Here is a 14,357-nt window from a genome sequence, read left to right as displayed (position 1 = left end):
ACGTGGAAAGGGCGGGCGATCCTGCCCGCCCTTTCTGGTTCATTCGGAAAAGCCTTATGCAGGCAGGTCACGCTCCAGCGGCTCAAGCGAGCCTTTGCGATCTGCACCGTCTGCTGTTTTCGGCAGCTCGATGTCTGCGCAGGTGCCTGCGTCAACCAGGGTCCATGCGTTGCCCTGATAGTCGACGGTCGAAGTGCCCGCGCAAGTTGTGCCGGGGCCGGCTGCACAGTCGTTCTGACCCGCCAGAGAAACGCCATAGCACTTTTCTTTGGCCTGGGCTGTTGCGGTTGTGGCCGCGCCGGAAACGGCTGCAGCAACTGCGCTTGCGATAACCAGTGTTTTTGCAGTGTTCGACATCTTGGTAATCCTTGTTAATGACTGCGAATGTCTGCTTGTGACAACGACAAGGTAATGGTTCAGGGGCAGCAGTTGAATTCACGAGCCCGTGTCTCACAACCCCGTCAAAGGTCGTCATGCACCCTTGAACGTTAACAAATTGTTTTTGAATTGAAAAATGATATTTGTTTCAATCCGGCCCAAAATAACGGGCCGGATTTCTAGCGGTTTGCTGCCGAATGTTACAGCAGATCGGGGGGCGTTGCAGCCATGCTCAACTCATTTGTTACAGCCTCAAGCGATTGGACCTGCGTCTGTTTTTCGCCAAGGCGACGGACACTGACCGTGCGATCTTCGACTTCACGGTGACCGACGGCCAGAATGATCGGCACTTTGCCAACCGAATGTTCGCGGACTTTATAGTTGATCTTCTCGTTGCGAATATCCGCCTCGGCGCGGATGCCTGCTGCGCGAAGGGTGCTGACCACTTCTGCCACATACTCATCGGCCTCGGAGGTGATCGAGGCCACAACGACCTGGCGCGGGGCCAGCCAGAACGGCAGCTTGCCCGCGTGTTCTTCGATCAGAATGCCGATGAAACGTTCAAACGAGCCCAAGGTCGCGCGGTGCAACATAACTGGGCGGTGTTTGCCACCATCAGCGCCGATATACGTGGCGTCCAAACGCTCGGGCAGAACAAAGTCCACCTGATGCGTGCCGCATTGCCAATCCCGCCCGATCGCATCGGTCAGAACAAACTCGAGTTTCGGGCCGTAGAATGCCCCTTCACCCGGATTGAGTTCCGGCTCGATCCCAGCCGCGCGGGTTGCGCTGAGCAGGGCGGCTTCAGCCTTGTCCCAGACCTCGTCCGATCCTGAGCGTTTTTCCGGCCGATCCGAGAATTTGACCGAGAAGTTCTCAAACCCGAGGTCTTTGTAGATCCCGGACAGGAACCGAATGAACTCAGCGGTTTCGGATTCGATCTGGTCTTCGGTGCAGAAGATATGGCCATCATCCTGGGTAAAGCCACGCACGCGCATGATGCCGTGCAGCGCGCCTGAAGGTTCGTACCGGTTACACGATCCGAACTCGGCCATGCGCAGAGGAAGGTCGCGGTAGGATTTGAGCCCCTGATTGAAAATCTGCACGTGGCAGGGGCAGTTCATCGGTTTCAGGGCGTTGACCGCCTTTTCCCGTGCATGTTCCTCGTCCACTTCGACGATGAACATGTTCTCTTGGTATTTGTCCCAATGACCCGAGGCTACCCACAGCTTGCGGTCGACGACCTGAGGGGTGTTGACCTCAACATAGCCACCTTTGCGCTGTTGCCGACGCATGTAATCTTGCAGAAGAGTGTAGATGGTCCAGCCATTAGGGTGCCAGAAAATCTGCCCTGGGGCCTCTTCCTGCATGTGGAACAAATCCATCTCGCGACCCAGCTTGCGGTGGTCGCGCTTGGCGGCTTCTTCCAACATGTGCAGATGAGCCTTGAGCTTTTCCTTGCCGGTGAAGGCCACGCCATAGATGCGCTGTAGCATTGCGCGGTCGCTGTCGCCGCGCCAATAAGCCCCGGCGATTGACATCAGCTTGAACGCGTCGCCCGGCAGTTGACCGGTATGCTGCAAGTGCGGGCCACGGCAGAGATCCTGCCAGTGTCCGTGCCAATACATGCGCAGCGGTTCGTCACCCGGGATGGATTCGATCAGTTCAACTTTATAGGGCTCATTATTGGCCTTGTAGAACTCGATTGCGCGATCGCGATCCCAGACCTCGGTGGTCACCGGGTCACGCTTGTTGATGATCTCTTTCATCTTTTTCTCGATGAGGCCGAGATCTTCGGGCGTAAACGGTTCCTCACGGTCAAAGTCATAGTACCAGCCGTTTTCGATGACGGGGCCGATGGTGACCTTGGTTGCGGGCCAAATCTCTTGCACGGCGCGGGCCATGACATGCGCCAGATCGTGTCGGATCAGCTCATTGGCTTGCGCCTCGTCCTTCATGGTGTGAATGGCGATTTGCGCGTCGGCTTCGATTGGCCATTGCAGGTCCCAATGCTGTCCGTTCACCGTGGCAGAAATGGCTTTTTTTGCCAGCGAGGTCGAGATGTCGGCGGCGACCTGTGCGGGCGTAACGCCTGCTTCATAGGATCGGGAATTGCCATCGGGAAAGGTAAGGGAGACTGACTGTGAGTCCAGGGCCATATCGGCTCTCCTCGTCGGTTTGGCGCCCACTGAACGCCCGGTTGCGGGTTATGTATGCTCGGCTCATGTGGCAGGTGGGGACACAGGTGTCAAGGGCAGGAGCGAGGGGCCAGCCCCTCGCACTCCCCGAGGTATTTTTAGCCAGATGAAGAAGGATCGGGCAATTGCAGAGAGGTGCGTGACATGCATGATGGGCGGACAAGCAAAGAGGGTAGCATGGCAGAGGCAGAATTTCTGGAAACCGCTCAGGGACGACGTCTGGCGTATCACAAGAGTGATGGGCGCGGGCCGACCATCGTTTTTCTAGGTGGCTTGAAATCAGATATGGAGGGCACCAAGGCGGTGCATCTGGAAGCGTGGGCTCGCGCGCGCGGGCAGGGGTTCCTTCGGTTTGACTATTCGGGGCACGGTGAAAGCTCGGGCGCCTTTACTGACGGGTGTATCGGGGACTGGCACGAGGATACGCTGGCTGCAGTTTCTCGGTTAACTGATGGTCCGCTGGTTGTTGTGGGATCGTCGATGGGCGGGTGGCAAGCGCTGTTGCTGGCGCGTGTCATGCCCGAACGGATCGCAGGTATGCTGACAATTGCGGCGGCCCCAGATTTTACCGAGGATGGGTATTGGGCGTCGTTTTCGAACGAGCAGAAATCTGAACTAGAGACGGTTGGACATGTGGAACTACCATCGGACTACATGGAGCCCTACGTCATCACCAAGAGGATGATTGAGGATGGGCGGCAGCGGTTGGTTTTGCGCGCTTCGCTTGATCTGCCTTTCCCTGTGCGTCTCCTGCAGGGGACAGCAGATACGGCCGTCTCGACCGATACGGCAGTGCGCCTGCTGGATCATGCCACTGGTCCGGACATGCAACTGCTGCTGGTCAAAGATGCGGATCACAGGTTCTCGGATGAGCGATGCCTCGGGTTGATTGAGCAGGCTCTGCGAGAAGTCCTGGAAGGCACCTGATGCGTCGCCTGGGCTGGGTTTTGGCGCGGGTGCTGGTGGGTTTGACGCTGGTTGGTGCGTTGATCTACGCCTTTGGCCCGCGCGAGCCAGTGGACCTGCATCCGCGTTTCGATCCGCGCAAATTTGGCGAGGGCGTTCAGGTTTACTTTGAAAGCATCGAATCCGCCTATGATGACATCGTGCCAGGTGTTGAAAAGCGCGTGATCTGGCAGGATGGTTTTGTTGAACAGCGGACAGCTTTTGCGGTGCTCTACATTCATGGGTTTTCCGCCACGTCCGAGGAGATCAGGCCAGTACCTGATCGCGTTGCGGACGCGTTGGGTGCCAACCTTGTCTACACAAGGCTTCAGGGGCATGGCCGCGATGGGGACGCAATGGCCGAAGGTACGGCGTCGGGCTGGATGCAGGATACAGCCGAGGCGTTGGCTGCCGCCAGGGCTGTTGGTGAGCAAGTCATTGTGATCGCAACCTCGACGGGGGCGACCCTGGCCGCCGCGGCTGCGATGGACACGGAACTGAGCACTGATGTGGCTGCGTTGGTTTTGGTATCGCCGAACTTTGGCGTAAACTCGGCTGGTTCCTGGGTGCCATCCTTGCCGTGGGCCCGGCATTGGCTGCCGCCATTGATGGGACAGGACCGGGATGTCTCAAGCACTGATCCCGAGAAGAACATCTTTTGGACAACTGTTTATCCGTGGGAGGCGGTCGTGCCGATGTTTGCCCTTGTAGATGCGGTCGATGCGCTGGACTTCTCGGGCGCGCGGGTTCCGGCGCTGTTCTGGTTTTCTGATGATGATCAGGTGGTGCGTCCGGAAAAAATGCATGAGGCGGCCAAGACCTGGGGTGGTCAGGCGATGGTTTCATTGGTGACAATGGGGCCCGGGGATGATCCGGCCTCACACGTGGTCGCGGGGCGTCTGATGTCACCGGGTCAGACCGACGCGGCGGTCGCGGGCATATTGGAGTGGCTGTCAGAGCAGGGGATTCAGAGGCAAGGCGGTGGCTGAATATGCGTAGACCGGGCAGTATGTGGAGCCTTGAGACGTTGGGTCGCGTGCGACTATCCCGGCATTTTTTCATGCGTGATTTCCTATATTCCGAGATCGGGAACTTTCACGCATTGCAAAATATTCCCGACAACCCTGATCTTGCGATCGAGACCGGGCGCGCGTTTTGCGAGACCCTGCTGGATCCGCTGGAAGAAACCTTTGGTCGTATCGCGGTGCGCTCGGGCTATCGCTCGCGATCTCTGAACCGGTTCGGGAACGAGAACAGGTTGAACTGTGCCCGCAATGACAACCCGTTGGAGTGCCACATTTGGGATTGGGGCGAAGGTGACGCACGTGTAGCAGGGGCGTCTGTGGTAATTCCGTGGTTTGCAGACCGCTATGCGCAGGGGCGCGATTGGCGCGATCTGGCGTGGTGGATGCATGACCATCTGGATTATTCCGAGATTTGGTTTTTTCCCAAATTAAGCGCGTTCAATCTGGTTTGGCGGCCCAAGCCTGTACGGCGGATCGACAGCTATATCGCCCCGCGCGGCTGCCTGTTGCGGGCCGGGGCGGAGCCCGATGAACCGCTGGGCCAAAGGCAGGAACGCTATGCGGATTTCCCACCGTTTCGGGCGATCAGCTATCCGTGAAGTTTTACTTGCCCGCCGTTGGCAAACCTCTCATCCTGTAACAAAACAATAACAACGAGCGGAGGGCACCGAGGTGATCGAGCCGTTGGTTTTGCTACCCGGATTGATGTGCGATGCACGGTTGTTTCAGGCGCAGATCACCGCGCTGTCGCGTGAACGTGCAGTTATGGTCGCACCGATCACCGGCGGTGAACGATTCGAAGAAATCGCGTCGGGCTTGCTGGATCAACTGCCGCACCGGTTTGCTTTGTGCGGGTTTGGTCTGGGTGGTGGCGTCGCGCTTGAGATCGTGCGGCGCGCACCTGAGAGGGTGACACGATTGGCCTTGCTGGCGACGGATGCGCAGGCCGACACACCTCATATCGCGGCGAGTCGCGAAGACCTGATCGTTGGCGCGCAGGCGGGGAGGTTGGACGAAGTGATGCGCAAGCTGATCGGCTCGGACATGTTGTCTCCCGGTCCGCAACGCATCCCGATTTTGAACGAAGTGTTGCAGATGGCCGAGGAATTGGGCTCGGATGTGTTTGTGCGTCAGATAAGAACCATGCAACGCCGTCCGGACCAACAAGGCACGCTGCGCCGGATAAGGATGCCCACGCTGATCATCTGCGGTGCCCATGATGCGGAGAATCCGGTCCGCAAGAATACCTTCATGGCTGATCTCATTCCGGATGCAGAGTTGCGCGTGATTGATGAGGCCGGGCACTATCCGACACTGGAAGCACCCGAATCCGTGATTGCGATGCTGCAGGATTGGCTCCGGAAACCACTGCGGCTGACCTAGTCGTAGAAAACCGCGCGCTGGTTCTTGGTCAGAACAGTTGGTTGCACCACCGACCGACCGGTTTCAGAGTCAAAGAATGGCGTTTTCTTCCAGCTCCCGGACAGACGCGATTTTAGTACGCGTTTAAGCAGACCCATAGCGGCATAGCGGATTTTCTCATGAGACTGCTTGCCGTCAGCCCTTGGCACAAATCCACGCGTAGTAATGGGACCCAAACTGCTGGGGTGGGGAATACGTTTGACGATAAAACCCGCGAACGGAAATTTTGGAGTTGTCGGCGTCGTGGCCTGCGGCGCGTTGCAGCATCTGGCATACCATCGCAACATGCCCTTGGGGCTAAGTTGCATAGCTGCCAAGTGCTCGACCCCTGCATCGATCTTGATGTCTTCCGGTGACATCTGAAACACCTCGACTGGGTCGGGCGCAGGGTCGGGCTGTTCAAAATACAGCTGAGCCGCGCGGCAGTCATGGCAAAAACACACGACATGAGTGCCGGATACGACGCCGTGTTCAGTAATGCGCCCCGAAAGGGCGCCGCAATTGCAACGGAAAGGAAGGTCTCCTGCCGCTGCGCGGCTCATGCAACTTTGTTGCTATTGGCGGCTCGTTGACGGGGTTTGCGGCTGTTTTCATTCATGAAATCAATCACTAGCGGACGGATGTTGTCGCGCCAGCTGCGGCCCGCAAAAATGCCATAGTGACCCGCGCCGGGTTCAACATGGCTGGCCTTTTTGCTGTCGGGCAGACCCGTGCATAAATCCAGCGCCGCAATGCATTGCCCGGGGGCTGAGATATCGTCATTCGTGCCTTCGACCGATTTCACAGCCACATCAGTGATCTTGCCGATATCTACCTTGTGGCCGGCTACAACGAACTCGTTGCGCGCGATCTCACGGTTTTTGAAGACACGTTCAACGGTCGAAAGATAGAACTCGGCAGTCATGTCCATCACCGCCAGATATTCGTCATAGAACCGGTTATGGGCATCGTGGTCGGATGCCTCGTCACGAATAACGCGCTGGATCTGATCCGAGAACGCCTTGCTGTGACGTTCGGCATTCATTGACATGAACGAAGCCAGTTGTAGCAAGCCGGGATACACCATCCGGCCTACGCCCTTGTATTTGAAGCCAACCCGCTGGATCATCGTTTCTTCCAACTGACCCATCGTTACACGGCGACCAAAATCCGTAACCTCGGTCGGAGTTGCGTCGGGGTCGACGGGACCGCCGATCAGGGTCAGGGTACTTGGCTGCGCCTTCGGCTCGACCTCGGCCAGATAGGCGGTTGCGGCCAGAGTCAGCGGTGCGGGCTGACAAACCGCTATAACATGCGTATCGGGGCCGAGCTCTTTCATAAAATCGACAAGGTAGAGCGTGTAATCCTCGACATCGAACTTGCCTTCGGACACGGGAATGTCGCGCGCGTTATGCCAATCAGTAATGTAGACCTCACAATTGACAAGCAGGCTTTTGACGGTCGAGCGGAGCAGGGTCGCGTAATGCCCCGACATCGGTGCAACCAGCAGCACCTTGCGTGGCTGTTCTTTGCGTCCATTAACGCGGAAATGGATCAGGTCGCCGAAAGGACGCTCAAGCACGGTTGTGATATCGACCAGATGGTCCTTGCCGTCTTCGCAGGTAAAGGTGCGGATGCCCCAATCAGGCTTGACGACCATACGCTGGAATGTGCGCTCGGTTACTTCGCCCCATGCAGCCATCCAGTTGAAGGCCGGGTTGGGTGTCATCGAGAACAGGGGGTAGGATGCCATCGCGCTTGCGGTTGCACCAAGCCATTGGTTGGTGTTACGCATGGTTTCCATCAGGTCATAGGTCATCATGTAGCGCATCGAATGTGCCTCCTGAGTATCAGCCTGAGAATTCGGACCATTCGCCGCTTTGCCCCCCGACGCCAACGACGTTATTCTGCACAGCAGCGAGACTAGGGGGGAATTGTTAAAATGACAACTACCGAAGACCAGACGCCAAAACTGACCGAAGAACATATTGAACGACTTAAAGAAAATATGGACAAAGTAGAAGAACTGTCCAAACGCCTGGTCGAGGTCATGGCCGGAAAAACGCCGCACACCCCCGCTCTGGATGGCCCGAATCAAGAGCTTTTTGCAAAAGCAGCAACTGCGTATTGGGCTGAAGCGTTTCAAAACCCCACAAAGCTGTTGGAGCAGCAAATTGAGTATTGGGGAAAATCGGTTCTCAACTTTGCGGAAGCGCAGAAAGCGATGACCCAAAGCGACGGGGATGTACTCCCAGCCGCTGCCAAAGATAAACGGTTTGCCAATCCAATGTGGGAAACCAACCCCTACTTTCGCCTCATTCGCCAGCAGTACCAAACCAATGCCGAAGCGATCGCGCAGGCCGTTGCATCGGTTGACGATCTGGAAACCAAGGATAAGCAGCGTCTGCAGTACTTCTCGCAACAGATCATAGATATGATGGCACCGACGAATTTTCTGGCCACCAACCCCGATGCGCTGGAAAAGGCGATCGAGACCGAAGGGCAGTCCCTGATACAGGGGCTGGAGAACCTCGTGTCGGACCTTGAGGCCAATGACGGCGAAATGGTTGTCAGACTTGCTGACGAAAGTGCCTTTGAGATTGGCGGGAATATCGCAACTACACCCGGCGACGTCGTCTATCGCAACCGAATGATGGAACTGATCCAGTATAAACCGGTGACCGAGACGGTGCACGAAACGCCGATCGTTCTGTTCCCGCCATGGATCAACAAGTTCTATATCTTGGACCTAAAGGCTCAGAACAGCCTGATCAAATGGGTGACCGAGCAGGGCTATACCCTGTTCGTGGTCAGCTGGGTGAATGCCGATAGTTCACACGCCGATATTGGGATGGAGGACTATATTCAGGAAGGGTTCCTGACCGCCATCGAGGAGGCGAAGAAAATCTGCAAGGTCAAGCAGGTCAACGCAGTGGGTTACTGCATCGCCGGTACGACGCTGAGCCTGACGCTTTCGCTGATGAAGCAGCGCGGCGACAAGTCGATCAAATCTGCCACTTTCTTCACCACCCTGACAGACTTTGGTGAGCAGGGGGAGTTCACGCCGTTCCTGCAAAATGACTTTGTAGATGGCATCGAAGAACAGGTCTCGAAGGATGGTATTCTAAAGGCATGGATCATCGGGCGAACGATGTCTTTCCTGCGATCCAGAGATCTCATCTATACGCCGGCGATCCGCAGCTACATGATGGGTGAAACACCGCCAGCGTTTGACCTGTTGTACTGGAACGGCGACGGGGCCAACCTGCCAGGTCGGATGGCGATCCAGTATCTGCGCGGTTTGTGTCAGAGCAACGATTTCGTCAACGACGGGTTCGAATTGCTTGGCCATAAGCTGCATATCAAGGATGTCGATGTGCCTTTGATGGCGATCACCTGCGAGACGGATCATATTGCCGCATGGAAGGATTGCTATCGCGGGGTGCAGCAGATGGGCGCGAAGTCGAAGACCTTTGTGGTGTCCGAGTCCGGCCACATCGCGGGCATCGTAAATCCGCCCAGTAAGAAAAAATATGGCCATTACACCAATCCTGAGCTGAAATGTGATGCCGATACATGGCTGAAAGAGGCTGACTTCCACGAAGGTTCGTGGTGGCCGATGTGGGAAGCGTGGTTAAAGAAGCGATCAGGCAAGCAGGTTCCCGCGCGCGATTCCGGCGATTCGGATCATCCACGCCTTTGCCCGGCTCCGGGTACCTATGTTTTGGTCAAGGCAAACCGCTGATATCATTTTGAAACTCAAAAATTTCTGCATTGCAGCAAGAAAAAACTTGCAATGCTGCGATGCAGCAATCATATTGCCTTCAAGCTGATGAGAACCGGGGTGGGCCCGGAACGGCTAGAAGGATTTAGGACAATGGCAAAGACCCAAGACTTTACCGCGACCCTGAAAGACATGATGGGCGCGTTCCCGGTTGACACAACCGCTCTGGAAGACGCATTCAAATCGACCGCTTCTCTGAACGAAAAGCTGTCGGGTGTTGCTCTGGACGCAGCTGAGAAATCGGCTGAAATCTCGAACAAATGGACCAAGGAAACCCTGGCCAAACTGACCGAGATGTCGAAAGCAAAAACCGAGCCTGCGGATTACGCAAAAGCCGCAACCGATTTCGCAAGCGCGTCGGCTGAAGTTGCTGCCGAAAACCTGGCTGCTTTCGCTGAAATCGCGAAAAAAGTTCAGACCGAAACCGTTGAGCTGCTGATGGCGGCTGGCAAAGACGCTGCAGAAGATGCAACCGCAGCCGTCAAAAAAGCCACCAACGAGGTGACCGCTGCCGCAAAGAAAGCAGCAACCGCCAAGTAAGTAAGGCTGCGATATAGCACCCATTCCTCCCAAATGGTGTAATCGCTTCGGGCAGGTCGCTTGACCTGCCCTTTCTTTTTGTTCTGCAGTCGCATAACCTCTGCTGCAACGCATCATCCTTGGGGAGGGTACAGGGTGTCGGAACAAGACAAACCGCTGCTGATCAAGCGCTATGCCAGCCGTCGGCTGTATAACACCGAGACCAGCGACTACGTGACGCTTGAAGATATAGCCGGTTTCATACGCGATGGCCGCGAGGTTCAGATCATCGACCTGAAAACCGGTGATGACCTGACCCGTCAGTATCTGCTTCAAATCATTGCCGAACACGAAAGCCGCGGCGAAAATGTTTTGCCGATTAATGTGCTGAACGATCTGGTGCGCAGCTACATGGTGCCGGGCGGGGGCATGATGCCGCAATTCCTGCAAAGCTCATTCGAGATGCTGCGCGAAAGCCAGTCGAAGATGATGGAGAACATGAGCGCCATGAACCCGATGTCCCAGATGCCGGGATTCGAGGCGATGCAAGCGCAGCAAAAGGCCTTCCTAAAAGCCATGACCGGTGGTCTGTCGGGGAACTGGTCGGGGCCGGATGATGAACAAGAAACATCGCCCGAACCCAAAGAGGATTTGGACGACATCAAAAAGCAACTTGCCGAGCTGCAACAAAAACTATCGAAGCTGAGCTAGCCTGACCGATGCGCTGGCTGTCTGTTCTGGGCGCGTTGATCTGGGCCCAGACTGCACAGGCCCAAGGCCAGTTTACATCCGTGTGGGAACCTATCTGCACAATGGGTCGGGATACGGCTGCGGGCTGCGATGAGATTCGCGCGCGCGAAATTCTGGATGCAACGACCCCGCCCTGGCGCGCCATTGGCCGGGTCAATTTTGCCAGCCGCAGCCAGCGGTCCCATTGTACCGGCGTGCTGGTGTCTGAGCGGCTGGTTTTGACCGCGGCACATTGCTTGTACAACAGCGCGCGCAACCGCTGGATTCCTCCGGCCAGTATCCGGTTTGCCGCAGGGTATCAGCGCGGCGAGGCTGCCGCCGTGTCCAATGTATTGGCCTATCGGCTGGATTCGGAACAGGGGCGCGACGGTGTATTCAACAATCGCGCCGATCTGGATTGGGCCGTTTTGGAGTTGTCCGAGCCAATTGGAGAGCAGGTTGGTTTTTTCGATATTTCCCGGACTGTCCCGCAGATGGGCTCGTTCGCGGGCTATCCCGGATTGCGGCCTCACGTGCTCAGTCGCACCGATAGCTGTAATGCCGCACAGGCCGGCCAAGGGCTGATGCGCGCGATCTGCCCCGTCATGATGGGGGATTCCGGTGCGCCGTTTCTGATGCAAACAGAAACCGGGCTTGCCGTTGCCGGGATTTTGTCGCGCGTCGCGCCAACCCCTGACGGGATCGACGCATTGTTACTTTCAGTTCATGACCTTGATCTGCAATAGTACTGACGATCAGGTCCCGTAGACTGGCACCGGGCCAACAACCTCGCCAACAGAAGCCAGCAGGATGTCCGAGATTACGTCCAGTTCATCGCGCGTCAAACGCACGGGCAGACGTACATCGCAGGCCTTCATCAGCATCGCACGGGTCTGTGGCAGGTCGAACTGTTCGGGTAGGAACTGCCAGTTCCAGAAGGCACGAGCGTTATCCTGACTCAGGCCAAAGACCTGCACCTTGACACCGCGTGCCTCGGCTGCGGCGGCAAAGGCGCGGATTTCATCGTCGCTGAGGTCAACCAGATTGAATTGGATCGAATCCGGTGCGCGCTGCTCGGGTGTCAGAGGGGCAGGGACATCGATGTAGGGCGATGTGTTCAGACGATCAGCCACATAGTCATGGTTTGCCAGCCCGTCGCGGACACGGCGTGCCAATTCGGGGATTTGCGGACGAATGACTGCAGCGCTGAGGTTGCTCATGCGCAGGTTATACAGTGGCAACTGGTTCTGCCATTTGGCAAAGGCCTGTTCCAGCTCTGGTGAGCCAGAGTGCTTTTTCCAGTTGTGCTCGTATGCGCCCGACATGATGACAGCGCGCGCCACAAGATCCGCATCGTCGCTGACCAGAATGCCACCTTCGCCTGCGTTGATCATTTTATAGGACTGGAACGAGAAGCAGCCGACCTTACCGATGGTGCCAATATTGCGCCCATGCCAGGTTGTGCCCAAAGAGTGGGCGGCGTCTTCGATCACCGGGATATCGCGGGCTTCACACAGCTCCATGATCGCGTCCATGTCCGAGGTATGGCCGCGCATATGGCTGATGATCACTGCCTGCACGCTGTCCAGCTTGGCCGTGAAATCGACCATATCGGCGCGATAATTGTCCCCGACCTCGCACAGAATCGGAATGCAATCCGCGTGAACGATTGAAGACGGCACGGCGGCAAAGGTAAATCCGGGGATCAGAACCCGCGCATCGCGGGGCAACCCAAGCGCCTTGAGCGACAAAAACAGCGCGGCAGAACAGGAAGAGACCGCCAGCGCGTATGTTGTGCCGAGCAGTTCGGCAAACTCTGCCTCCAGGAGAGCAACGGGCGCATCCTGAGGTGCGGTATAGCGAAACAGATCGCCTGACTTCATCAGGGCGTCGATTGCGTCTCGGGCGGCTGCGGGGATGGGTTCGGCTTCATGAACGTTGGGTACAAGCGTCATATTTGGATTTCCCGAATTTTATCTTTGGGAAATATAAATTCGATGTGCAGGCAAGCCAAGTCCCAATTCGCATCGTCAGCGAGATTTCACCAATTCGTCGTAAAGAATGTGTTCAGATACCCAGCCTGTCACGCAGCGCATACCAAGTCATGGCCAGTATCAGCAACGGCGTCCGCAAAGCAGGACCGCCCGGGAAGGGCACTGCAGGAACGCGGGCCATGGTATCGAACCCCTCAGCCTGCCCCTGGATCGCCAATGCCATGAGTTGCCCTGCATGGGTCGCGGTGCCGACGCCGTGGCCAGAATAACCCGAGGCGGACAGGATATTTGGCGCAACCCGGGTCAAATAGGGCATGCGCCGCATGGTGATGCCCAGCGTTCCGCCCCATGCGTAGTCGATTTTGACGTCACGCAGATGCGGGAAAATCTCGGTCATCGGCTTGCGGACTTTTGCGGCGATGTCCTCGGGGAAACGATAACCATAGCTTTCGCCACCCCCAAACAGCAGCCTGCCATCGGCGCTTAGCCGGAAATAGTTTATCACGAACTTGGTGTCAGCAACGGCGATATCTTTGGCCAAAACTTTTTGCACTTCAGCGCCCAAAGGTTCGGTTGCCGCGATGAAATTGTTGATTGGCATCACGCGCGATGCAACTTGCCGGTTCAGATCTCCGAGGTATCCGTTGCAGGCCAGAATAACGTGATCGGCAGTGATCGTGCCCTTTTCAGTACGTACAGTAACACGAGCGCCCTGATCGATGCCAAGAACTTCGGTGTCTTCATGCAGTCTTAACCCGGCTCTGACAGCGGCACGCGCAAGGCCGAGGGCGTAGTTCAACGGGTGTAGGTGCGCGGCACCATTGTCCAGATACCCACCCGCATAGGCTGGTGAGGGGCAAAGCCCGCGCGCGGCATCGGCATCTAAAGTTTCGATTTGGTCGTATTTGTATTTACCCGACAGATGCGCCGCGTGATCATGTAGCTCTGCGCGCTCCGAGTTGTTAAAGCCCAGAACCGCAATGCCGGGCTTCAGGTCGCAATCGATCTGATGTTTTGAGATCAGAGATTTGACCAGATCCTTGGCTTCTTCGGCCAGATCCCAAAGCTTTAACGCGTCTTCATCGCCGACAAGCCGTTCAAGATCCTCTTGATCCAAACGCTGCGCGCTGCCCAGTTGGCCTCCGTTGCGACCCGAAGCCCCAAAGCCCGCGCGATGAGCTTCCAGCAGGACAACATCGAACCCAGCCTCAGCCAGGTGCAATGCTGCCGAAAAGCCCGTGTATCCGCCTCCGACAATGCAGACGTCTGCGGTATGGTCGCCTTCAAGCGCCGGGTGGCGGTCAAAGGCGTGCGCCGTCGCGGCATACCAGCTTGGCGGGTACTCCGCCTTGCGGTCATTTGAATACAGCAGGTTCATCGCGTC

The 14,357-nt window shown here is 56.8% G+C and carries 14 protein-coding genes; 8 read left to right on the top strand and 6 right to left on the bottom strand.

The features are described from left to right. Positions 1-54 precede the first annotated feature (54 nt). Positions 55-357, bottom strand: a complete 303-nt coding sequence (locus ACR0NE_RS18900) for a BufA1 family periplasmic bufferin-type metallophore (RefSeq protein WP_010439128.1) — start codon at positions 355-357, stop codon at positions 55-57. Positions 358-578: 221 nt separating this feature from the next. Continuing rightward, positions 579-2,537: a threonine--tRNA ligase gene (gene thrS, locus ACR0NE_RS18895; RefSeq protein WP_170596064.1), complete on the bottom strand. Its 1,959-nt coding sequence runs from the start codon at positions 2,535-2,537 to the stop codon at positions 579-581. A gap of 216 nt (positions 2,538-2,753) precedes the next feature. Between thrS and ACR0NE_RS18890 the strand changes: the two genes are divergently transcribed. The 4 genes from ACR0NE_RS18890 (at position 2,754) to ACR0NE_RS18875 (ending at position 5,929) form a co-directional block, all read left to right on the top strand. After that, the gene (locus tag ACR0NE_RS18890; protein ID WP_170596062.1) at positions 2,754-3,503 is read left to right on the top strand and encodes an alpha/beta fold hydrolase; all 750 of its coding nucleotides are present in this window, start codon (positions 2,754-2,756) and stop codon (positions 3,501-3,503) included. After that, the gene (locus ACR0NE_RS18885; RefSeq protein ID WP_170596061.1) at positions 3,503-4,510 is read left to right on the top strand and encodes an alpha/beta fold hydrolase; all 1,008 of its coding nucleotides are present in this window, start codon (positions 3,503-3,505) and stop codon (positions 4,508-4,510) included. Before ACR0NE_RS18890 ends, ACR0NE_RS18885 begins: the two co-directional genes overlap by 1 nt. A gap of 20 nt (positions 4,511-4,530) precedes the next feature. Then, positions 4,531-5,145 (top strand): hypothetical protein, encoded by a 615-nt coding sequence (locus ACR0NE_RS18880; protein ID WP_170510826.1) that lies wholly within the window; start codon positions 4,531-4,533, stop codon positions 5,143-5,145. A 73-nt stretch (positions 5,146-5,218) separates the two neighbouring features. Continuing rightward, positions 5,219-5,929 (top strand): alpha/beta fold hydrolase, encoded by a 711-nt coding sequence (locus tag ACR0NE_RS18875; protein WP_170510715.1) that lies wholly within the window; start codon positions 5,219-5,221, stop codon positions 5,927-5,929. On the opposite strand, the gene ACR0NE_RS18870 is transcribed toward ACR0NE_RS18875, so the two are convergent. Continuing rightward, entirely contained in the window at positions 5,926-6,510 is a 585-nt protein-coding gene (locus ACR0NE_RS18870; protein WP_170596059.1) for a DUF6151 family protein, read from the bottom strand. The two genes, ACR0NE_RS18875 and ACR0NE_RS18870, sit on opposite strands and share 4 nt — an antisense overlap. After that, positions 6,507-7,778: a polyhydroxyalkanoate depolymerase gene (gene phaZ / locus ACR0NE_RS18865; RefSeq protein ID WP_170404873.1), complete on the bottom strand. Its 1,272-nt coding sequence runs from the start codon at positions 7,776-7,778 to the stop codon at positions 6,507-6,509. The genes ACR0NE_RS18870 and phaZ overlap by 4 nt, the downstream gene beginning before the upstream one ends. A 111-nt stretch (positions 7,779-7,889) precedes the next feature. Here phaZ and ACR0NE_RS18860 point away from each other — a divergent pair, with 111 nt between their 5' ends. The 4 genes from ACR0NE_RS18860 to ACR0NE_RS18845 all read left to right on the top strand — a co-directional run bounded on the left by ACR0NE_RS18860 (position 7,890) and on the right by ACR0NE_RS18845 (position 11,725). Further along, positions 7,890-9,692 carry a class I poly(R)-hydroxyalkanoic acid synthase gene (locus ACR0NE_RS18860; RefSeq protein WP_170596057.1) on the top strand — a complete coding sequence of 601 codons (1,803 nt, stop codon included), beginning with the start codon at positions 7,890-7,892 and terminating at the stop codon, positions 9,690-9,692. A gap of 132 nt (positions 9,693-9,824) precedes the next feature. Beyond that, on the top strand, positions 9,825-10,271 hold the full coding sequence (locus ACR0NE_RS18855; protein ID WP_029621740.1) for a phasin family protein: 447 nt from the start codon (positions 9,825-9,827) through the stop codon (positions 10,269-10,271). A gap of 135 nt (positions 10,272-10,406) precedes the next feature. Continuing rightward, positions 10,407-10,961 carry a polyhydroxyalkanoate synthesis repressor PhaR gene (gene phaR, locus ACR0NE_RS18850; RefSeq protein WP_170393618.1) on the top strand — a complete coding sequence of 185 codons (555 nt, stop codon included), beginning with the start codon at positions 10,407-10,409 and terminating at the stop codon, positions 10,959-10,961. An 8-nt stretch (positions 10,962-10,969) separates the two neighbouring features. Beyond that, positions 10,970-11,725, top strand: a complete 756-nt coding sequence (locus ACR0NE_RS18845) for a trypsin-like serine protease (protein WP_170596055.1) — start codon at positions 10,970-10,972, stop codon at positions 11,723-11,725. A 9-nt stretch (positions 11,726-11,734) separates the two neighbouring features. On the opposite strand, the gene ACR0NE_RS18840 is transcribed toward ACR0NE_RS18845, so the two are convergent. Together ACR0NE_RS18840 and ACR0NE_RS18835 are read right to left on the bottom strand one after the other, a co-directional pair. Beyond that, entirely contained in the window at positions 11,735-12,934 is a 1,200-nt protein-coding gene (locus ACR0NE_RS18840) for an aminotransferase class I/II-fold pyridoxal phosphate-dependent enzyme (RefSeq protein ID WP_170596053.1), read from the bottom strand. Positions 12,935-13,046: 112 nt separating this feature from the next. Continuing rightward, the gene (locus ACR0NE_RS18835; protein ID WP_170596051.1) at positions 13,047-14,351 is read right to left on the bottom strand and encodes an NAD(P)/FAD-dependent oxidoreductase; all 1,305 of its coding nucleotides are present in this window, start codon (positions 14,349-14,351) and stop codon (positions 13,047-13,049) included. Positions 14,352-14,357: the final 6 nt, after the last annotated feature.

Source organism: Ruegeria sp. C9 (assembly GCF_056537585.1).
This window is presented reverse-complemented; position numbering and strand designations above follow the sequence as displayed.